Here is a 19,077-nt window from a genome sequence, read left to right as displayed (position 1 = left end):
CTATGTCTAAAAAAAGCCTGGGCACATTAACGCTGGATTTAATCGCCAAGGTGGGCGGTTTTGAAAAGGGGCTGGATAAGGCCACCCGCCATACCAATAAACGTATGCGGGAAATTAAAAAGAGCAGTCAAACCGCCGCACGGGCTATCGGGGCCGCCTTCGCCGCGATTGGTGCGGCAGTGGGCACCAAGGAGATTATTGAGGCCACTATCCGCCAGGAAAACGCCTTACGTCAGTTGGAAGCGCGGCTTAAATCCACCGAGGGCGCCGCCGGTCTCTCCTCGGAGGAATTGCAAAACCTCGCCGGCACCATGCAGCAGCTCACCACCTTTGGCGATGAAGCTGTGATGGAAATGGAAGCGTTGCTGCTCACCTTTACGAATATCCAAGGCGAGGTATTTAAAAGGGCTACCCCGGCGATTCTGGATATGTCCGTGGCCATGGGTACGGATCTGCGTTCCTCGGCAGTACAACTCGGCAAAGCGCTGAATGATCCAATTAAGGGAATTTCAGCTTTGAGCCGTACCGGTATTCAGTTTACCGACGCGCAGAAAAGCACCATTGAAGCGCTGGTGGAATCCGGACGCACTGCCGAGGCGCAGGGGCTGATCCTTGAAGAGCTGGAAAAGCAATTCGGTGGCGCTGCCGAGGCGGCTGCCGATACTTTTGGTGGGGCATTAAAGCAGGCCCAGAATGCCTTTGGGGATCTGCTCGAATCCGAGGGCGGGCTCAATGAGGGGAAAGCGGCCCTGCAGGAGTTGACCAAACTATTGCAAGATCCGGCCACCAAAAAGGCCGCCGCTGCGCTTACCAATGGTTTGATCAAAGGCTTCACCGCAGTTTCCAAAGTGGTCACCGATACGGTGAACACAGTCCAATACCTGGCCGAGGAATTCGCCGCAATTACCGTGGGCATCCATGCCGACGATATTGTGCGCCTGGAGCGGGACGCTCAACGCATTCGGGACGTGCTCGATAGCAATGACTTTGGCCAGCGCCTGCGCTTCTTCGGCCCTAAAGGCGTGGTGGAATATTGGAATGATGAAGAATTAAAAACGGAACTAGCGCGGCTGGAATCCGCGATCGATACCTATTACAAGCCGCGCTCAAAAATTGCCGGTAACTCAACACCGGCCCCCGCCGGGCTTGTGGAAAATACCAGCCTGGTTACTGATGCTAACCCGGAGGGCGAGCTACTTCCGCCGGTGGATCACTGGCTGATTTTTAACGAAGTCATCGAAGAACTCGGCACCGAATTTAAAACCGCCAAGGAAGAAGCCGAGGCTCTGCAGCGCAATAAGGAAGCGTATGCGGGTTTACTGCGGGATTTGCGCACAGACGAAGAAGTACTGACCGATCAGATGCGCGAGCGCCTGGCCATAGTCGATGCCATGGCCGGCCTCACTGAAGAGCAGCGGGCCAGCACTCTCGGCCGTATCGCCGACGCCGCCACCGAAGATGGTCCAACCCTGGGCGGCCTCGGCAGTGGCGAGGATATCGAAACCGCGCGTACAGAACTCGAGGACTGGTATTCCACCCAGCTGCAAATGCTGGAGCAATTCCGCAGCGAGCGCGCCGACCTCAATGCCACTTGGGATGAAGAGGAATTATCCCTGCGGCAACAGTACGAAGAGCGCCTGACCGAAATCACCCAGGCCAATGAAGACCTGCGCCGCCAGCAACAGCTGGATGGCTACAGCGTATTGATGCAAGTGGCATCGGATTATTACTCGGGCATGGAGGGCGAAGAGGCGGCCTATATGCGCGCGGCCCTCTCTATCGGCGGGGCCTTGCTGGATGAGAAAAAACGCAATGCCCTGCAGAGCGTAATTGCCAACACCCAGGACGCCGCCATGGGCGCTTATAAAGCCATGGCTTCGATTCCCTATGTGGGCCCGGTGCTGGGCGCTGCGGCGGCGGGTGCGGTTTATGTTACCGGCGGTTTAGCCGCGGCAAAAATTACCGGTATGGCCCACGACGGTATCGACGCTGTACCGGAAGACGGCACCTGGCTGCTGCAAAAAGGCGAGCGGGTGACCACCTCGGAAACCAGTGCAAAACTGGACCGCACCCTGGCCATGATTCAGGCGGATATGCACAGTGGTGGCGGTGCAGGGGATTACAGCCGTCCGGTTTCCATGACACAGAATATTCGCGTCGATGGCACGGTGAATAATCGCACTGCCACACAGCTCGCCCGTGAGAGCGAGCGTAAACAACGGATTAACCGCAGGAGGCTCGGCTCTTAATGTTTAACGAAAGTCGCCTGCTGGAAAAAGTGGCCTACGGCTCCGAATACGGCCACCGCTATAAAACCGAAATTAAAGCATTGCGCAGCGGGGTAGAGCGCCGCAATGCCGAATGGGAGCGCCCGCTGGGCCGTTACTCGGTGCTGTTTAAAAACCTGGATTATGCAGACCATCAAATCGTGGTCGCCGCCCATCATGCCTGCATGGGTGCCCTGATTGGTTTTCGTTTTAAAGACGCCAGCGATTTTGAAGCGGAGCGTGAATTGATTGGCTTTGGCAGCGGCAATAGCGAGAGCTACCAGCTGGTAAAAAAATATTTATTCGGTGCCTTTTCCTATCAGCGCAAAATTGTAAAACCGGTGATCGGCCGGGTAACCATTTTTGTCGATGGTAATCCGGTGGCTCACAGCATCGACTACACCACGGGCCTTGTGCAGCTCAGCGCCGATAACGGTGCGGAAATTACTTGGAGCGGGGAATTCGATGTACCGGTGCGCTTTGAAGACGATGAAATCGGCTTCAGTATCGACAATCGCCACCAGCGAATGCCGGTACTGAATGGCAATGTGGAGCTGCTGGAGATTCGTCTGTGAGAAATATTCCCCCAGCACTGCAGGCCCATCTGAATAGTGGCGTCACCACGTTGTGCCGCTTATTAAAAATTACCCTCGCCGATGGCCGCCAGTTTGGCGCCACAACATTGGATCGGGATATCGATTTCGAAGGGCTCACCTATTACGCCCAGAACGGTTTCGATTCCAGCATTATTGCCAGTGATGCCTCGTTCGATGTGGACAACGCCGAGGGCTATTCGCTGTATAGCACCGATGTGCCCGGCATTACCGTCGAGATGGCGGAACGCGGCGAACTGGACGGGGCGGAGTGGGCCATGGTTCTGGTGAATTACCGCGATCTATCCATGGGTGCGCTGCTGCTCGATGGCGGCGATGTAGGCGAGGTGCGCACCGCGAGCAATACGGTATTTATGCCGGAATTACTCAGCTACGCCATGCGTCTGCGGCAAAGTATCGGCCATGTGGATTCCATCACCTGCAGGGCAATTTTCGGGACCCCGGCCAATTCCCAGACCGGTTGCGGTGTGAATACAGATTCTTTGTGGCTGCCCGCCACGGTTACTGCGGTTAATACGGATGAGCCCAAAGTCACTTACCAGGTCAGCAATATTGCCAGCCTGCCCACGGCCGCCAAGCGCTGGCGGGTGCGCTGGAAAAGCGGCAATAACGTCTCCTCGCGTCTGTATCAGGTGGAGGCGGTGGATAGCGCCACAGGACAGATTACTCAAATCGAACCGCTGCCATTTGCCGTGGAAAACGGGGATCAACTGGAGATCCGCCCGGACTGCGACAAGACCTTTTCTGTCTGTCGCGATGTGTACAGCAATCACCTGGATTTTAAGGGTGAAAACTTAATTCCCATTGGCCAGGCCAGTGATACCCCCGGCGCCGGTGTGCCCGGTAGTACCGGCGGTGGCTCCTCGTTTAATTCCAACGGCCCCAGCCAGCAGCGACACTAATGCAACAACAAAGAATCGACACACTGGCCTTTGCCCGAGGCCTGGTGGCTAAGCACGTGCGCTGGCGGCACCGGGGCCGCACCGCCTGGGCGGTGGATTGCGTGGGCCTGATTGTGCTCAGCCTGCGCGCCGCCGGGCTGAATATCGAAGATGAAAAACACTACGGCCGCGAGCCCTGGAAAGACGGCGTGCGCCGCAAAATGCGCGCGCGCTTCGGCGAGCCTATTGCCAAGGATTTATGGCAACCGGGCGATATCGCCGTTTTTAAAAGTCCGCAGCGCAGCGATCCCAGCCATGTGGGTTTTCTTGGCGATTATCCGCTTGGAAGCTCCGCTGATTTCTCCTTAATTCATGCCCACGCCGATCAGGACTGCAGAGAACACTTATTAGACGCCCGCTGGCGCCGCTTACTGGTGGAGGTCTATTCGCCATGGGCGCTTTAATATTCGGCACCACTACGATTCAGGGCCGCAAGTTCGACAAGATCCAACTGCAGACCAGCAAAGCGGGGGTGCCGCGCCAGATTATTTTCGGGCGAGTAAAGCCGGTGATCGGCAATATTATCGCCACCACGCCGCCAAAAATTGTTAAGAAGAAACAAAAGCAAAAAAGCGGAAAAGGCGGCGGCAAAACCGAGGTCGTGAACGAGGAGGTGTACCGCACTTATGCGATCCGTATTTGCGAAGGCCCGATTACCGGCGTCTGTAAGGTCTGGCGCAACAATGAATTGGTTTACGACCGTGACAGCACAGACCCCACCCAGATCGACAATAACCAAGCGTTTTTACAGCTGGCCGAGTTTTTCCTCGGTGGTTTTGGGCAAATGCCCAGCGCGGTACTGCAGGCTGCCTTTGGCATTAACAACGTGCCCGCCTATCGCGGCACCTGTTACCTGGTGATCGACAACGAAAACCTCACCAGCACCGGCGGCGCCATTCCGCAGTATGCGTTTGAGGTGGAGCGCTCCGAGGGTTTTGTGCTCACCAGTAGGCCCTATGCCATCGAGACCCAGGAGGCTCTGACACCGGCCTTTAGCTCTGCCACTGCCCGTTTCAAGAATATCGAGGCCAAGCCTCCTGCTGAGGGATTGGGTTCCACCCTGGCCGGCCTTAGCGGCACTATGCGGGTTGCCCGAGTGGCGCACAGCGAAACCGAGGCACTGCACTCTGCACTGGTCTCAGTCAGCGGCTCCCTAAAAATTCCACCCAACACACAAGAGCAGGAAGCGCTGCAGTCATCCCTGGTTTCGATTAGCGGTTCTCTGCGTATGCCGTTAATTCCCTACAGCGAAACCGATGCGTTGAGTTCCGCGCTGGTCGCGGTCACCGGTTCAATGGAGATAAGCAATGATTAATCTGTGCAACACCATGAGCGGCCACTTCCGCCTGGAGGTATCAAAGCGCGGTGCCCGTGGATCGCGAATTCCCGTAAATAAAAATGGCGCTGGCCACTGGTTTAAAAATCTGATTTTGAATCAGGGCCTGAACAAGCTGGCCGATAGCTCTCTGAGCCAGATCACCGATAACTGCCATGTGGGGTCAGGCGGTACTGCGCCTGCGGAGACGCAGACGGCACTGGTGTTGCCACTGGCCAATACCAGTAACCGAGTGGAAACCACCCATGGCGTCGAGAGCAGTGGCACCCCTTATGTGTGGAAGCGGATGCGTTTCGAGTTTGCCGAGGGTGCTGCAGCAGGCAATATTGCAGAGTTGGGCCTTGGTGACAGCAGTGACAACAACAGCCTGTTTTGCCGCGCCCTGGTCAAGGATGCCCAGGGTAACCCCACAGCCTTGACTGTATTGGATGATGAAATCCTCAGCGTCACCTATGAGTTGCGCATCTATCCACCGCTATCGGATTTAGTCGGCACGATTGAATTGGAAGGGGTTGTCTACGACTATATCGCACGCGCGGCCAATATCGATCTGGTGCAGCCCAATGGCTTCCAATATGGTTGGAGTTTTGATAAGTCCGCGCGTTATGTGGCGTTTAGTAGTGCCAACATTATACACGCTTACAGTGGCCCTATAGGGGCAGTGGATGACATACCCAGCGGCAATAGTGAAACGATTCAAAGCTGGGACAATGTCAGCGCAGAAGCCTATGTGGCCAACGCTTACCAAGCCACACTGGTTTTTACCGCCGGTACCAGTATCTGGAATCTGGCTGGGGGTATCCGCTCACTGGCCCTGCCGTTGGGTTTCTCTGCCTGGCAGATCCAGTTCACCAGCCAGGTGGATGGCAGCACCATTCCCAAAGATGCCGACCGTATTTTAAAAATCGCGGTGACACATAGCTGGGGCCGCGCCTGATGCTGCCGGACAACCAATTATCCAGCCAAGCGGTACCTACGGCTTTTATCGGCGGCGCCGCCCTGCCGGTGCGGCATATTATCGACTACGAGCGCGGCGGCATTGCCATACAGGACACCAGTCGCGGTCTGGACTACCAGACCTGGCGAGTGCGGATATTAAATGACGGCAAAGCCATCGTGCTGGATGCCCAGCAGGTGGCGGCCAGCACGGTAATTAGCGGAACCAATATTACCGAGGTAAGTCTGGCATTCGATCAGAATATGCGCCCGGTGATCGCTTACGTCGAGAGCGGCACCGCCAAGCTGTACTGGTACGACTCCAGCCAAGCCCAGCAGGTGACCACCAGCTGGCCAGGGATTATTACCCCCAGGGTTTCCCTGGATGAAAAGCGCCCTCTGCAGCAGCAGGCAAGCGATGTGATTTTTGCCTACTTAAAGAACGGCAATCTTTACCACCGCCGCCAGCGCGACCGCTACGGCAGCGAGTATCTGCTGGCCAGCAATGTGAACAGCCCCGGATTGGTGAAAATCGGCATGAGCCGCAATTTCCGCTTGCAGTTTTTACTCAAAAGCCCTGATTAGCCCCCCGAATAAAACCTTCGAATAAATCCCTATGCCTTATCCCCTCTATGCCGTGGTTGCAGAGATCTGCGAGCGTGCCGGCCTGCCGTTTGGCAAATTCGCTACCTCCCTGTTGGAGGGGTATGTCTCGGGTATGCAGATCAGCAACGAGGCCCCCGCGTTTGAACATATTCAGGAGCTGGCCAAGGCGTTCTTTTTTGATCCGGTCAACCGGGGCGATTCATTGGTGTTTACCCCGCGCGGCACCGAGCCGGTTATGACCATCGATGAAAACGATTTGATCGGCGATAGCTATGACGAGAAAACCCGACGCTCCCCCGAGGAAATTGTGCGGGTTTTAAACCTGAACTATTACGATGCTGAAGGCGGTATCGATACCTGTAAGCAGACCAGTGATCGCAGCATCGATACACGTGGCGAGGGGGAAAAGAATATTGAAACCCCGCTGGTACTAGAGACCGACCAGGCCGCGCAGATCGCCGTGATTATGCACAAGGTGATGATCGAAGAGCAGCGCGGCGATTTTGAAATCACCCTGCCGGATAGTTATCTAAAACTCACCCCTGGCGATGTGGTGCTGTTCCGTGGGGACCGCTGCCGTATCGACGAAGTCTCCCTGGATAACGGCGAGCAGAAGTACAAACTGATTCACGACCGCAAAAGTGCTTACCAGTCCCAGGCCTTTGGTGTGGCACCCATGGCGCCACCGGCCCCGGTGCCGCTGGTACCGGGCTCTACGTATATCGAATTTATCGACGCGCCGATTCTTGCCAGCGGTGATGATAGCCAGCTCGGCTATTACATCGCACTCGCCGGCAGCAATAGCGCCTGGGCCGGTGCCACAGTGGCCCTCTCATTGGACGGCGGGCAGAACTATATCGAATCCGATAACACCGATATTGAGGCCGTGATGGGCGAGCTCACCACCAGCCTTGCCAGCCACAAGCCGGAAATCCCCGATACTCACAACCGCGTACAGTTGCGTCTCTACGATAGCGATGACGCGCTGGAAAATCGCACTCTTGCAGATCTATTAAACCGCCAGAATAGGGCGCTGATCGGCAATGAAATCGTCAGCTTTGGCGAGGCCGAAGAAATCAGCCCCGGCTTGTGGGAAATCGGGTTTTTCCTGCGCGGGCGCCTCGACACCACGCCAGCCAATCACCCGGCGGGCACGCGCTTTGTATTACTGGAACGCAACACGCTGAACTTTATTGCCACCGAGCGCTATAACCTCGGCCAGACGCTGACCTTCCGCGCCACCAGTATTGGCAGTGGTAAAGAGACAGTTACCAGCAGCACTTTTAACGGCGCCAGCCATACCGAGTCCGCCCCGGCCAATCTCAGCACTCACCGAGCAAATGGCCAGCTGGTAATTAACTGGCTCGGAGTAGGGCGCCTCGGTGGCCGCGCCGCCTTCGATCAATCGCAAAATTTCAGCGGTTACCGGGTAACGGTAAACGGGCAGAGCAGCGACACCAACGCAACCAGCCTGACGGTAACAGACCCAGGTGCCGCCACTATCCAAGTTAGCCAACTAAACAGCATCACCGGGGCCGGCCCGGCTGCACAGATCACGGTATAAGAGCCTATGAGCACCACACCCAACAACGCCATACCCTACGCCGCCCAGGGCGTACTGGACCCAGCCGCGAGCTTAAACGAAGCCCTGGACACTATCGACGCATTACTACAGCTGGAAGTGCTGGCAATACAGAATGATCCACCGGACTCTGCCAGCGATGGCGACCGCTATTTAGTAGGTGCAGGCACCGGCGCCTGGGCCGGCAAAGACGGCCAGCTCGCCCGCTATATGGCTGACCCCGGCTACTGGCAATTCTTCCCGGCAAAAGTGACCCTAAATAAAGCGGACGGGTTGCTGTATGTGAAAGGCAACAGCGGCTGGCAGATCTCCAACCGCCCCGCGACCTTGCCGCAGATTACTGGCGACACAAGCAGCGATTTGGCTGGGGTGGTTACGCAGATGTTAAGCGCGTTGAATGGGATTTATTGGGATAATCAGGTTAGTTAGTCGTGTTGTTTTAGTTGTTGGCTTAGATGGTACGGATACAAAGGTAAAAATTTTGAGGTATAAGGAAATGATCGAATAGAATAATTCGAACATTTTTAGCCTACTGATTTTGGGGGTTGTGCTCTGTAAATCTATTGTTCGTAGTTTGGAGCTATCTAAGACGTGCGATAAATACCGATTACCAAAGCATGGGTCGCACTTAATCAGGATTGGGTTGTAAAAAATGTTCGAAGTATTTTTGTGTCTCAAAATGTATGTAATGGAATGTAGTTTTGAAAAAATTGACAAATAGATCCCCTCGACACAAAGCTGTAGTGAAAAATTCTATCGCTGGTTTCTCTTTAATTTGCGCGTCGACATTAGTTCAGGCAGATACGATCAGTACAACAATAGATCTAGGTGAGCCGTATCCCTTCAGCTTCGAAGATAGAGTTGAGCATGAGGTGGATTTAGATATTGCCCATCAGTTTGATACCATTGAAAAAGTTTGTTTCAAAACTAAAGTTAAAGGCGGAAATGCTGACAGGATGGCTGTTATTGTAGGACCGGAATATGTTAAACCCTGCCATATGTCCTATGAGATATTGTATCCTATGTCTATGGTTTACACCGCCGATGATCCAACTCCGGAAAATCCCAACCCTGTCTCAGAGCTACAGGATGTTAGTCTCTGTTTAGATCAAAATTCTCTCTTGGCGAAAAACCTTCTCGATGGGGAAGTTAAGTTTTCAATCGAAGCGGTTGATGGTTACGTAGAGTTCTGGGATGTTGAGCTAGTTGTCGAAGGTGAATCCTCTGACATCCAGTTGGCGATCGAAATTGATGAACCTGCTGAGTTTTCAGTTCCTTCTTATGGGGGAAGAGTTAATTATGATGCAAGTATTCGTAATTTAGACTATACGCAATCATTGGTTACATTCGAACAATGGAGTGTTCTCAAACTTCCCAATGGGACTAATTATCCCATTCATAAATCACGGGATGTCGTATTGAATTATTCTGAAGCAAAGGATTACACGCGAAATTACCTAAATATACCTGCTTGGTTTGAGGCTGGAGACTACGAGTTGACTTGGTATGTAGTTAACCCGAGCACCGGGAATCTGGTAGAAGATAGTCTGTATTTCACTAAAAGTGCTGACTAAGCTTTAAGCTCCTGGCAGGCTGGGACGCTCTTGTGTCCCAGCTACTCTATTTGGAAGAATTGTTATACTTCATAATATATTTGAGTGAGTTGTTATTTTGAAAAAGCTGACTATAAATCAACCTCTGCACAATACTGTGTTGAGAAAATCTATCGCTGGCTTTACTTTAATCTGCGCATCGGCATCCGTACAGGCAGACATGATCAGTGCCCCAGTACACCTGAGTGAACCGTATCCTTTCATGATGGAGGATGGAGTTACTCATGAGGTGAAGTTAGACATTGGCTTTCAATTCAATAGTATTGAAAGGCTTTGTATCCAAGCTGAAGTTAATGGTGGAGATGCGGACTATGCAGGTTTCATAGTAGAAAATGAATTCCCAGGTTACCCGCCTGTAGTTAGTCAATGGATTTCGGTACCTTTATTTTATCCCATTATTCTCCCAACTCCAGAAAATCCTAATCCCATTAGGCAGTTGCAAGATTTCAATTATTGTATGGATGGCAATAATATATTGCCAAAGAATCTTCTTGACAGAAAAGGTGAGATTAATTTCACTGTGTCCGGTGGCTATGTAGAGTTATCGGGCCTTAGATTGCAAGTTGAAGGTGATATCTCTGATACTCAGTTAACAATTGCACTTGACGAACCTGCCGAGTTTTCAGTTCCTTCTTACGGAGGGAGAGTCAATTATGATGCAAGTATTCGTAATTTAGATTCTACGCAATCTTTGGTGACACTCGAACAGTGGAGTGTACTTAAATTTCCCAACGGGGATAATTATCCCATCCATAAGTCACGGGATGTGGTGCTAAATTATTCTGAGGCGAAGGACTACACTAGAAATTATCTAAATATTCCTGCTTGGTTTGAGGCCGGAGATTATGAGCTAACCTGGTATGTCACTGACCCAAGTACCGGTGTTCGGGTGAAAGACAGTCTGCATTTCACTAAAAGTGCAGACTAAACGTTAAGCTTTCGGCAGGCTGGGGTGCCCTTGTGTCCCAGCTGTCTCGTTCTAATCATATATAGCCCAGCCACCAAAATAAGTGTTGGGTGTTAGACCACCTTTCGATGTTAAAACACTGTTGTATTTTTTCCTTACTTGCTGTAGCAGCCGCTTTAATTGGCTGCTACGAAGCCGAACTCCAAGCCTACGACCGCCAGCAATGGCTTCCCCGCTGGTCTGATGCCGATGGCGACTGCCAGAATACTCGCCAGGAGTTGCTGATTCGTCTCTCTCTGGCTCCAGTGACCTTTAGCAATGAGAGGGCTTACACCGTGGTGTCAGGCTTATGGATGGATCCCTATATCGGTCAGTTTTTCCAAAAGGCTTCGGACTTGGATGTTGAACATATTGTTCCACTTTCTTGGGCCCATAAGCACGGTGGCGCCAACTGGACCCGCGAACAGCGCCGTGCCTTCGCCGAAGACCCGGCCAACCTCTGGCTAGTAGATGATGGACACAACCAAAGCAAGGGCGATAAAGGCCCCGATGAATGGTTGCCGCCCTATCAGCCCGCCCGCGCTATTTATACGAGACAGTTTAAAGCAGTCGCGCAAAAATATGGACTGATGTGATTTAGTTAGTGCTCTAGTTTTGAGGTACCCTTGATCGATATTAGTCCTCCTCAATAGCAAGAAAGAAATGATATGAAAGATGAGTTAAGTTAATACGATCAAATGTCTAAAACATTTGGAACGTTATCTAATGCCGCTCTTGGAGTTTGCTTGTTCTTTCTCGTAGCTCATGAATTTAGTGACCCTTTGCCACTGATTAATAAAGTTCCATCAGGTACATTACCTATTACTCTAGGCCTAATTGCTGTGTGCATGAGGCTTATATCCCTTGAGGGCACTCTGAGAGCTAGGCGTACTGAAAGCAGAGAGCCACTCAATAAAGGTAAACAAATTTAAGCGGCCTGAATTCAATGCGTAGAAATTTTGATAGCAACTTCTGATGAACATGAAAAGTGTATTAATTCTTGTGGCGTTGTTCTTTGTCGCTCCAATGGCTCAAGCTTACAAAGATTTTAAATGTAAGGTAATTGACTCGGTGACACTGGAAAAGGATGGCACATTAAGTCGAGTGAGTAATGTAGCTAAAGGGAAGAGAGATAAGGAGTTTATCGTCAATCGGCAAACCGGCCAAATTACTGGCGGTGGATTTGTAAATACAATGTCAGGGCAAATGCCAACGGTTTACAATTATTTGCCACAAGAAAATGGTTTTAAGGCAGTTACAATCTATAAGCCGCATTTTACTGTTGATTATTTGGAGATTAGTGAATATGTGAGCGGAGATAAAAAGCCTTTTTTCTACAAAGGAGCTTGGGGTGAAATGGTTAGTGGAGTTTGTGTATATTTTTAAAGTTTCAAGCTTCATTGAACTTGTCTAGGTTGTCCTATATTGGGCAGTCTGGGGTAAGTAAACTTCAACCACTGAATTTACGGCCGATTCTTCCAAAGCTGGTAACTACTCTCAATCACCCGGTGAATATGCCGGCGAAACTCCTGTGGCAATTTTGCATACAGTCGAGCTATTAGCGGCGGAAAGGGAACCTGCACAAAGTGGTGCCGGTTCTCGGCCCCGTACACCTCGGCCAACGTAATCCCCACCGCCTCACGCCAGGCCGGCAGCAGCTCCCCCGCTATCTTCTGTTTGCCTGTTTCCATTTTCGAAACTTGAGATGGCGCCAGCTCCAGCTGGTTGGCCAACTGTGCAATCGTCATCCTCTTCAATTTCCGTGCGTTGCGCAGGCGTTCGCCCAGTGTTCCGGCCTCAAACATCTAGCCGTATCAGGTACTCCCGTTATAACAAATTTTCGATTTTCGAAATAAAACCGCATTTTGCATTGCTAATGACCGCTCATGTTCAACAACTTCACCGCGTCAATAATCTATGTGCCGGCCTGGAATGGGTGGCGGATTGTCCGAATCGGCTGGCCCGTGCAGCTTATTGGCGAGGAGGTAGGGTTCGTGTTTGAAGGTGTTATCTGCGCTTCTGAGTAAATGATCCCAGGGGGAAGACCTGCAATTGAAGAGCCTGCCTGACTGCTTTGTAGAGTCGGTGCGTGAGTGGTACCGGCCTCATATTCAAGTTGCAGAAACAATATGAAAACCAATTACAAGTACACGATCGACTAAACGAACTTCTCTGTATTGTACAGGGGAAAGATTTTTCTTAATGGTAATCGTCTTTACTCCTAAGCAAGACATATTTCCTTGTTCCAAATCTACAGAGGATTTCTTTAACTCGGATGCGCTCATTTGAGATGAATGGGAAGTTATTTGGAGTGCAACAGTGAAATTGTAGGAAGGGTCAATTTTTATTTCAAAATGATCGGCTGAAATTTAAATAGCACGACTAGAGCTTAATTATCGTTGTCTCTAAATATTTCTCTATTCATATTTCATTGGGGCTTAACGCTAAATTTAGGCGGCGCCTATGACGTCGCCTGAGTTTATTTTGTTGATGATTAAATTTCCTCTATTTCGCCGTTGTCTTTGTATCTATATGTATAATTAAACTCTTTTGTTTCGTCTTTATCAAATGACTCAAGAATCGCCGGGAGCATGCAGCTGGTGTGTTTATGTAAGACGCATTCTGGTTTTTTTGCCCAGTTTTGCATATTTAGCCAAAAAATTTCGGCTATGGCCTGCCCCCTGGTAGGAAGTTGAATAATAATAAGAGGGGCCTTTTTAGAGTATGCACATTTGTATTTTACATACCAAAATTTTTTAAGTTCAATATTGACTTCCTTTCCTTCATAGTACTCTTTGGCTAGCTTTTGGAATGACTCTAGGTTTCCACTAATTACCCTCATAAACTCAGAGGAGCATTCTTGGCTTCTTACACTCTCTCCTTGCAAGAGTTGGCCACAGTAATCTTTAAGGTTGACTTTTGGTAGCCCTCGATTTGGACCATTTGGCTCTCTAAGGTAGCATGGCCACCCTGCCTCGTGCATGGTGTGAAACTCAAATTTAAATTCAGGGTAGTCATTTTGCCATGTTGATACTTCGTTTATCTCCTCCTCTGTTAGTGTGTTTATAACTACTGGGTCCGAAGCGTTGAAGTTAAATTGGCTTGGCATAAAGTTATCATCCTTTTTGTTTTTCAGTTGTGGGTTGTTGCGTGGTGAATTGTAAATATGCACCTTATTGAAAATTTTTTTTATTTCTTGATGTGAGGTTGAAGTTCTATTTTTGTGAGGTGTGAATTTTGTATTGATGTGAGTGTGCGCCAGCCAAGGTGCGGTGGGTGTCAATGTAGCTACTAAAGTATTGGTGGACCTCAAAAAACTACCGGCTTCTGTATCGGTGAAGCATGCAAAAAAACAATTTTCAAAAAGTGGGTAGCTACAAGTGGTGGTCATAAGAGCATGTTTTGTGGTTGTTGCACGTCATGTATTAGTGCATAACATTTACATGATGATCATCGTGAACTATTTCTCGATTGCTATTTTATATTGAAAATATGTCTCAACTAATTGTTTTAATGCAAAACAAGTAAGTTGAAAATTTTTGATACACCTAAAATAACTAAGGCTCGTCTTAAGCGGAGAGGAAAAGAACAACAATATGATCTTTTCTCAGGTATCGATTCTCGACAAGATTGACAGTCATGAGCTTATAGGGCTGCCTTATGTGTTGCTGTATTTGAAACTTCTTTTTTTCACAACGGTAAAGTAGGTGGGGTCTATGCCTTCTGTCTCAGATAAACATTTGAACAACAAGTGGGGCGCAGTCCATATGGTCCGTTGAATTGGGTGGTAGTGATGATATGGCCTTGTGGCACTTAATAGTGGTTAGCCTGTGAGTATTTGGTAAAAAAAGGGGCAGGCTATGCCTGCAAGAGATAACTATGATCACTCCCGATGCGAAAGGGGGGATAATTGGTGGTGACATGGGTACAAATAGGTATTGAGCTCAATCATATTACTGGCTAAACGGACAGCTTACCCATGTGTAAAAAGGCTGTGCAGCTCAACAGTCATGGTGTGTATAGCGTAGTTCATACTAACAAATATTTACATCCAATGTCGTGTAAGTTCATGATTATTATATGGTTTTAGGTTTGATTGTGGCTCCTGAGGTCGCGGGTTCGATCCCCGTCGGCCACCCCAGATTCTTCCTTGTTTATCAAGGACTTAAAACCTCGCCTAGTGCGGGGTTTTTTCGTTTTGGGCCTTTGAGGGGTAATTCGAAGGGGTAATTTTTACCACAATCGATTTTTTCAGCCCCTCCGATTGGACATTCATCCAGTGTCTTTTGGCGTGTCTTCCTTTCCTTTAATCCTCGCCTTATTAAGAGAAACAACTTTATCGGCGGTGTGGTTGTAGCGCTCCATCATGCTGCGAGTCTTATGCCCGCTGAACTCCTGCTTGTCGCCTTCGAAATCTGAGATGCCTTTAATCTTTAAATCATGAAACCGGAAGCGAGAGGGTAGGCGCCGGCCTCATTGGCAGCTTTCTGTTCGCGGCTCCAGGTGCTATTAAATCCATCTCGGGTGTAGCGTTGCCCAATTCGGCCACGAATCAGATACATACTTTGTGACCTGGAGCTGGTGTTGCTTTTAAGTGCCAGCTCAACCGCGTCCTGTAATCTCTACGTCCAGAGCTTCAGCTGCTTCTTGCCGGTCTTCTGTTGGCAAATTAATAAACCTTCCTCTGTAATGTCCTGTCGTTTTAATGCGAGAACATCTTGCTGTCGAGCGCCGCAGAGATATGAGATTTCCATGACAGCGGCGTGTGCGGTGTGGCCCCTGGATTCAAGCCAGGTGTAAAAGGCTAAATATTCGGAATCTTCGACATAACGCCCACCCTGTTTTTCCTTGAGAGGATTCATCGCCTTAGTTGGGTCGCCGATCGACACGAATTCACGGGCCTTTCCCCAGCGATAAAGATGGGCGGTCAGCATCCATTAAATCGCAGGGTGTGGTCAGGTACATAGCCACGATATTGGCGATAGTGGATCCCACACGCATTATGTTGACGTGCGCCTGCCATATTATGCGCTTGCTTGGATAATAAAAACTTCTGAAATCACCAGTGAGGATATTGCTAACTTACTGGCTGAGTTGAGTGGCGATGAGGATACCTAATGACTTTCTATCCTATCCGACAACTGGGTGAGCGTGGCATTAATGTTGATACTCCTCTATTTGAGCTACCTGTCAACGAATTCTCGGCCGGCAAAAACGTCCGATTTCCAATGGCGCGGCACGGTGCCATCGCCGAAAATACTAGAGGCCCTGGCAGAAGCCCCCGTATTGGGTGTCGGCTGGATTTCCGATGGGGTGCCGCAACTGGCCTATGCCTCGCAAACAGAGCTGTACATTCGCGAGAATGAAACCTTTGTTAACCGCACCAACAGCGCAGATTTTTCTAACGGATATTCTTCGTCAGAAAACTGGCAATCGCTGGTGTGGGGCGAAAGCGTGATATTCAATAATGGTGTAGATGTGCCGCAGATTCGTGAGCCGGCGGATACGGAATTTAAAGCGCTGCCTAACTGACCATCCAATCTACGAGCTAAATTGCTGCGCGGTTACAAAAATTTCATGGTGGCCTTGGGTATTACTGAGGGTGGGGTCAGTTATCCGAACACTGTGCGCTGGTCTACTGAGGTTGAGCCAGGCCAAGTACCCTGGACTTGGGATGTGGTGGACCTGTCCGGCCTTGCTGGTGCTAACCCGGTGGACTCTGGGGCAAGTGAGCTAGTTGATTGTCTGCCTCTGGGTGGGGCCAATATTATCTACTCTCAGGAAGCCACCTATCTGATGCAGTTTGTCGGCGGGCAATATGTATTCGCCTTCGACAAACTACTCGACCAAGGCATTCTTTGCCGGGATGCTGTTGCCGCGTTCGACAAGTTTCACTTTGTAATTGGTTCTACTGAAATTTTTGTACATGATGGTTCCAGTACTCGACCGGTAGCGCATCGGAGAGCGAATAAAACTTTTTACAATGAGGTGGGTGACCGCACCAAGGTGCGTTACGTAGCCAACCATAAAACCAAAGAAGTATGGACCTATTACACTACAGGTGCGGGTAATGCTAACCGGGCCATGGTTTACAACTGGCTGGATAATACCTTCACGTTTGTAGATGTACCGGGCGTCGCTTGTGCAGTCTTTGCACCAAAGCAGGGTGAAATTGTGACCTGGGAGGAGCTGACGCAGAGCTGGGCGGACCTCACCCAGAGCTGGGGTGAGTTTGCTGATACCGCTTTCTACCCGGTGATGTATTACTTCAGCAGCGACAGAGTTGCCCACACCCTGCAGGAAGCCGACTTCCTCAGCACAGCGAGCACAACTCAGTCGGTATACTTGGAGCGCACTGGCATTGACCTAGACCAATTACTGAAAGCGCCTACGAAACAGTGGAAATTGATTCGACAAATTGTTCCGCAAATTCATGGTACAGGCAAAGTTCGCATCACCGTAGGCGGGGCCTCAACGGCTATGGGTGATGTGCACTGGCGCTAGCCGCGGGAGTTCGACGTGGCCGAAGGGCTCAAGGTGGATGTACGGCTTAAGGCTCGCTATCTCGCCATTAAAATCCAATCTGTAGATGCCGGCTTCTGGTGGCTGACCGGCTGGGACCTGGACCTGATTCCGGTGGATGGCCGATGAGTTACATACCGGGACCGGCGCAGCCGAGAAACCTTGAGGAGCTGTGGCGGTATTTACAGGCGGAGCAAGATACAGCGCTCCTTTACCGACCTGGAGGCGCTGGCACCGCTCTATCGCGAGCCGCCGCGACGCCCGCAGCCGGGCCTGCTGGTGACTGCCGACGGCACGGACTGGGACCCTGGACAGGGGAAGGGTTTGTATATCTGGATATCTGGGAGGGCACCTCCTGGGTGCAGGTGCAAGCGCTGTGAGGTTAGAGAGAATCAAACCTGTTGCCCAAGAGTGTTGAGAACACGAAGGTCAATAAGGGAGCCTGGCGTATGGAGTGCACCCAGCGCATGCTAAATCCGCGTGTGGTGATTGAGGAATAAGTAGCTTCTCAGAGACTGCCTGGGTATCGCCTTAAATAGGTGGGGATTAATTATAGCCGCACCATTAGAGCATTGGCGCAAATTTACCTCTTGAGAGGAGGCCGCTGCCAAATTGGTCTAGCCTGAAATCGTGACATATATTTGGGGTCATTAGACTCTTGCTAGGACTTGGCCCCATAAGATTGAGCTGGAATCCTTTATATTCATGAGGTGCTTATGGTGAGGGCAAGAGGTGGCGAGGATATTTCGCCTAAAAAGTTTGGTAAAGCTGGTCAGTCTATCGCCCAATCAGAACATAAATCTGAGGAACAAGAATTAATTGATTTCACTAAAATCAAGGTGGCTAAGGACCTTACCGGGGAATACGTGCTAACTGTAATGGGGAAAAACGACCCTGATATAGCGCCTTCACTTGATCTAAGACAATATCCAACGAATCCGATTTATTATGAGATTTTAGTATTAGGAAAACGCTTGAATGGTCCTCCCCCTAAAAAAATGAATAGATTTCCACTTAAATTAAACCTTAAAAACTATATGGGAGAAAAAGGTATAGAAGTTATTGGTGCGACCAAGTCTGTTAAGTGGGACTTGCCAGAGGGGTAGAAGGGCTTTTGCCATCGAATCGCCTAGCCGTTCATAGCTCTATTGCGGCTATGGCGATTCCGAGTGGATGAACGGGGATTCTTGGTTGGAAATGTTAGGAGGGTTCCGCTTTAACTATATTTTTCGAAGGATCGATGATTTTCATTGGAGGTAACTCCACAGAAACTAGAATTGACGAATAACTCTCTCCGATTGATACCTTAGCCTGTTTGAGCAGTTCTTCATATTGTTTAATACTTATCTTTTTCATTTGTAATGAAATACATTGACTAGAATTAAAGATGTGTCAATTAATTGGCTATGTATTTTTCCATCGAAATAGATGATGTTGCTCCAAATAAAAATTGATAAATCGACCGCTAGATCGTGATTCTTAGAAGTTTTGTCTTCTAAGTCTATGACTATTTCATATAAATGACGGCAGGCCTCTGCATGAATTTCAAGCCGCTTATCTGCTGCAGCAAGTCTTAGAGAGTTATGATTTTTAAATTTTTCTAAGAGTAGCGAGTTTTGATTTTTTATTTCTTCAAGCTCTTTCGTGTGCTCTTGCTTCAGCTTCTCTAATTCTCTTGTGTGTGTATATTTAAACTCTTCCAGCTTTTGCGAAT

The 19,077-nt window shown here is 49.9% G+C and carries 22 protein-coding genes; 18 read left to right on the top strand and 4 right to left on the bottom strand.

All coding sequences use genetic code 11. The features are described 5' to 3' along the window. Positions 1–2 precede the first annotated feature (2 nt). The 13 genes from MJO52_RS12830 (at position 3) to MJO52_RS12770 (ending at position 12,227) form a co-directional block, all read left to right on the top strand. Positions 3–2,249 (top strand): phage tail length tape measure family protein, encoded by a 2,247-nt coding sequence (locus MJO52_RS12830; protein WP_252082052.1) that lies wholly within the window; start codon positions 3–5, stop codon positions 2,247–2,249. Then, on the top strand, positions 2,249–2,842 hold the full coding sequence (locus MJO52_RS12825; protein ID WP_252082051.1) for a DUF2460 domain-containing protein: 594 nt from the start codon (positions 2,249–2,251) through the stop codon (positions 2,840–2,842). Before MJO52_RS12830 ends, MJO52_RS12825 begins: the two co-directional genes overlap by 1 nt. Next, positions 2,839–3,783, top strand: coding sequence for a DUF2163 domain-containing protein (locus MJO52_RS12820; RefSeq protein WP_252082050.1), 945 nt, complete (start codon positions 2,839–2,841; stop codon positions 3,781–3,783). The genes MJO52_RS12825 and MJO52_RS12820 overlap by 4 nt, the downstream gene beginning before the upstream one ends. Then, positions 3,783–4,226 (top strand): NlpC/P60 family protein, encoded by a 444-nt coding sequence (locus tag MJO52_RS12815; RefSeq protein WP_252082049.1) that lies wholly within the window; start codon positions 3,783–3,785, stop codon positions 4,224–4,226. Before MJO52_RS12820 ends, MJO52_RS12815 begins: the two co-directional genes overlap by 1 nt. Further along, entirely contained in the window at positions 4,214–5,137 is a 924-nt protein-coding gene (locus MJO52_RS12810) for a hypothetical protein (protein WP_252082048.1), read from the top strand. The genes MJO52_RS12815 and MJO52_RS12810 overlap by 13 nt, the downstream gene beginning before the upstream one ends. Beyond that, positions 5,130–6,095 (top strand): hypothetical protein, encoded by a 966-nt coding sequence (locus MJO52_RS12805; RefSeq protein ID WP_252082047.1) that lies wholly within the window; start codon positions 5,130–5,132, stop codon positions 6,093–6,095. Before MJO52_RS12810 ends, MJO52_RS12805 begins: the two co-directional genes overlap by 8 nt. After that, on the top strand, positions 6,095–6,679 hold the full coding sequence (locus tag MJO52_RS12800; RefSeq protein WP_252082046.1) for a hypothetical protein: 585 nt from the start codon (positions 6,095–6,097) through the stop codon (positions 6,677–6,679). Before MJO52_RS12805 ends, MJO52_RS12800 begins: the two co-directional genes overlap by 1 nt. 31 nt (positions 6,680–6,710) lie before the next feature. After that, positions 6,711–8,264 carry a phage tail protein gene (locus MJO52_RS12795; protein ID WP_252082045.1) on the top strand — a complete coding sequence of 518 codons (1,554 nt, stop codon included), beginning with the start codon at positions 6,711–6,713 and terminating at the stop codon, positions 8,262–8,264. Positions 8,265–8,270: 6 nt separating this feature from the next. Further along, positions 8,271–8,711, top strand: coding sequence for a DUF2793 domain-containing protein (locus tag MJO52_RS12790; protein ID WP_252082044.1), 441 nt, complete (start codon positions 8,271–8,273; stop codon positions 8,709–8,711). Positions 8,712–8,983: 272 nt separating this feature from the next. Next, complete coding sequence (locus MJO52_RS12785; protein ID WP_252082043.1) at positions 8,984–9,856, top strand: RbmA family biofilm matrix protein; 873 nt, start codon at positions 8,984–8,986, stop codon at positions 9,854–9,856. Positions 9,857–9,953: 97 nt separating this feature from the next. Beyond that, positions 9,954–10,823 carry a hypothetical protein gene (locus MJO52_RS12780; RefSeq protein ID WP_252082042.1) on the top strand — a complete coding sequence of 290 codons (870 nt, stop codon included), beginning with the start codon at positions 9,954–9,956 and terminating at the stop codon, positions 10,821–10,823. 107 nt (positions 10,824–10,930) lie between these two features. Continuing rightward, positions 10,931–11,437 (top strand): HNH endonuclease family protein, encoded by a 507-nt coding sequence (locus MJO52_RS12775; RefSeq protein ID WP_252082041.1) that lies wholly within the window; start codon positions 10,931–10,933, stop codon positions 11,435–11,437. Positions 11,438–11,816: 379 nt separating this feature from the next. After that, positions 11,817–12,227, top strand: a complete 411-nt coding sequence (locus MJO52_RS12770) for a hypothetical protein (RefSeq protein ID WP_252082040.1) — start codon at positions 11,817–11,819, stop codon at positions 12,225–12,227. Positions 12,228–12,304: 77 nt separating this feature from the next. Here the strand turns inward: MJO52_RS12770 and MJO52_RS12765 are convergent, their stop codons facing one another. The 4 genes from MJO52_RS12765 to MJO52_RS12755 form a co-directional block, all read right to left on the bottom strand. Further along, positions 12,305–12,646, bottom strand: coding sequence for a helix-turn-helix domain-containing protein (locus MJO52_RS12765; protein WP_286036966.1), 342 nt, complete (start codon positions 12,644–12,646; stop codon positions 12,305–12,307). A gap of 689 nt (positions 12,647–13,335) precedes the next feature. Continuing rightward, positions 13,336–14,232, bottom strand: a complete 897-nt coding sequence (locus tag MJO52_RS12760; RefSeq protein ID WP_252082038.1) for a hypothetical protein — start codon at positions 14,230–14,232, stop codon at positions 13,336–13,338. Between the two features lie 1,042 nt (positions 14,233–15,274). Next, positions 15,275–15,403 (bottom strand): hypothetical protein, encoded by a 129-nt coding sequence (locus tag MJO52_RS21305; protein ID WP_286036965.1) that lies wholly within the window; start codon positions 15,401–15,403, stop codon positions 15,275–15,277. A 60-nt stretch (positions 15,404–15,463) separates the two neighbouring features. Further along, positions 15,464–15,775 carry a hypothetical protein gene (locus MJO52_RS12755; protein ID WP_252082037.1) on the bottom strand — a complete coding sequence of 104 codons (312 nt, stop codon included), beginning with the start codon at positions 15,773–15,775 and terminating at the stop codon, positions 15,464–15,466. A gap of 226 nt (positions 15,776–16,001) precedes the next feature. On the opposite strand from MJO52_RS12755, the gene MJO52_RS12750 reads away from it, so the two are divergent. The 5 genes from MJO52_RS12750 (at position 16,002) to MJO52_RS12735 (ending at position 18,469) form a co-directional block, all read left to right on the top strand. Further along, complete coding sequence (locus tag MJO52_RS12750; RefSeq protein ID WP_252082036.1) at positions 16,002–16,373, top strand: hypothetical protein; 372 nt, start codon at positions 16,002–16,004, stop codon at positions 16,371–16,373. A gap of 45 nt (positions 16,374–16,418) precedes the next feature. After that, entirely contained in the window at positions 16,419–17,345 is a 927-nt protein-coding gene (locus MJO52_RS12745) for a hypothetical protein (protein ID WP_252082035.1), read from the top strand. A 15-nt stretch (positions 17,346–17,360) separates the two neighbouring features. Next, the gene (locus tag MJO52_RS21300) at positions 17,361–17,492 is read left to right on the top strand and encodes a hypothetical protein (protein WP_286036964.1); all 132 of its coding nucleotides are present in this window, start codon (positions 17,361–17,363) and stop codon (positions 17,490–17,492) included. Next, a complete protein-coding gene (locus MJO52_RS12740; protein ID WP_252082034.1) occupies positions 17,489–17,743 on the top strand; it encodes a hypothetical protein in 255 nt (84 codons plus the stop codon). Before MJO52_RS21300 ends, MJO52_RS12740 begins: the two co-directional genes overlap by 4 nt. Before the next feature lie 336 nt (positions 17,744–18,079). After that, positions 18,080–18,469 (top strand): hypothetical protein, encoded by a 390-nt coding sequence (locus tag MJO52_RS12735; RefSeq protein WP_252082033.1) that lies wholly within the window; start codon positions 18,080–18,082, stop codon positions 18,467–18,469. Positions 18,470–19,077: the final 608 nt, after the last annotated feature.

Origin of the sequence: Microbulbifer variabilis (assembly GCF_023716485.1) — a bacterium.
Classification (GTDB): Bacteria; Pseudomonadota; Gammaproteobacteria; order Pseudomonadales; family Cellvibrionaceae; genus Microbulbifer; species Microbulbifer variabilis_B.
The sequence above is the reverse complement of the archived record's forward strand: the minus strand, read 5'-3'. Positions and strand labels throughout refer to the sequence as shown.

Coding starts and splice junctions, on each gene's coding strand:
- MJO52_RS21305 (WP_286036965.1), bottom strand. CDS start 15,403: ATGTATCTGATTCGTGGCCGAATTGGGCAACGCTACACCCGAGATGGA.
- MJO52_RS12755 (WP_252082037.1), bottom strand. CDS start 15,775: ATGCTGACCGCCCATCTTTATCGCTGGGGAAAGGCCCGTGAATTCGTG.
- MJO52_RS12745 (WP_252082035.1), top strand. CDS start 16,419: ATGGTGGCCTTGGGTATTACTGAGGGTGGGGTCAGTTATCCGAACACT.
- MJO52_RS12760 (WP_252082038.1), bottom strand. CDS start 14,232: ATGACCACCACTTGTAGCTACCCACTTTTTGAAAATTGTTTTTTTGCA.
- MJO52_RS12770 (WP_252082040.1), top strand. CDS start 11,817: ATGAACATGAAAAGTGTATTAATTCTTGTGGCGTTGTTCTTTGTCGCT.
- MJO52_RS12810 (WP_252082048.1), top strand. CDS start 4,214: ATGGGCGCTTTAATATTCGGCACCACTACGATTCAGGGCCGCAAGTTC.
- MJO52_RS12790 (WP_252082044.1), top strand. CDS start 8,271: ATGAGCACCACACCCAACAACGCCATACCCTACGCCGCCCAGGGCGTA.
- MJO52_RS12795 (WP_252082045.1), top strand. CDS start 6,711: ATGCCTTATCCCCTCTATGCCGTGGTTGCAGAGATCTGCGAGCGTGCC.
- MJO52_RS12735 (WP_252082033.1), top strand. CDS start 18,080: ATGGTGAGGGCAAGAGGTGGCGAGGATATTTCGCCTAAAAAGTTTGGT.
- MJO52_RS12750 (WP_252082036.1), top strand. CDS start 16,002: ATGTTGATACTCCTCTATTTGAGCTACCTGTCAACGAATTCTCGGCCG.
- MJO52_RS12815 (WP_252082049.1), top strand. CDS start 3,783: ATGCAACAACAAAGAATCGACACACTGGCCTTTGCCCGAGGCCTGGTG.
- MJO52_RS12805 (WP_252082047.1), top strand. CDS start 5,130: ATGATTAATCTGTGCAACACCATGAGCGGCCACTTCCGCCTGGAGGTA.
- MJO52_RS12800 (WP_252082046.1), top strand. CDS start 6,095: ATGCTGCCGGACAACCAATTATCCAGCCAAGCGGTACCTACGGCTTTT.
- MJO52_RS12825 (WP_252082051.1), top strand. CDS start 2,249: ATGTTTAACGAAAGTCGCCTGCTGGAAAAAGTGGCCTACGGCTCCGAA.
- MJO52_RS12740 (WP_252082034.1), top strand. CDS start 17,489: ATGAGTTACATACCGGGACCGGCGCAGCCGAGAAACCTTGAGGAGCTG.
- MJO52_RS12765 (WP_286036966.1), bottom strand. CDS start 12,646: ATGTTTGAGGCCGGAACACTGGGCGAACGCCTGCGCAACGCACGGAAA.
- MJO52_RS12775 (WP_252082041.1), top strand. CDS start 10,931: ATGTTAAAACACTGTTGTATTTTTTCCTTACTTGCTGTAGCAGCCGCT.
- MJO52_RS12830 (WP_252082052.1), top strand. CDS start 3: ATGTCTAAAAAAAGCCTGGGCACATTAACGCTGGATTTAATCGCCAAG.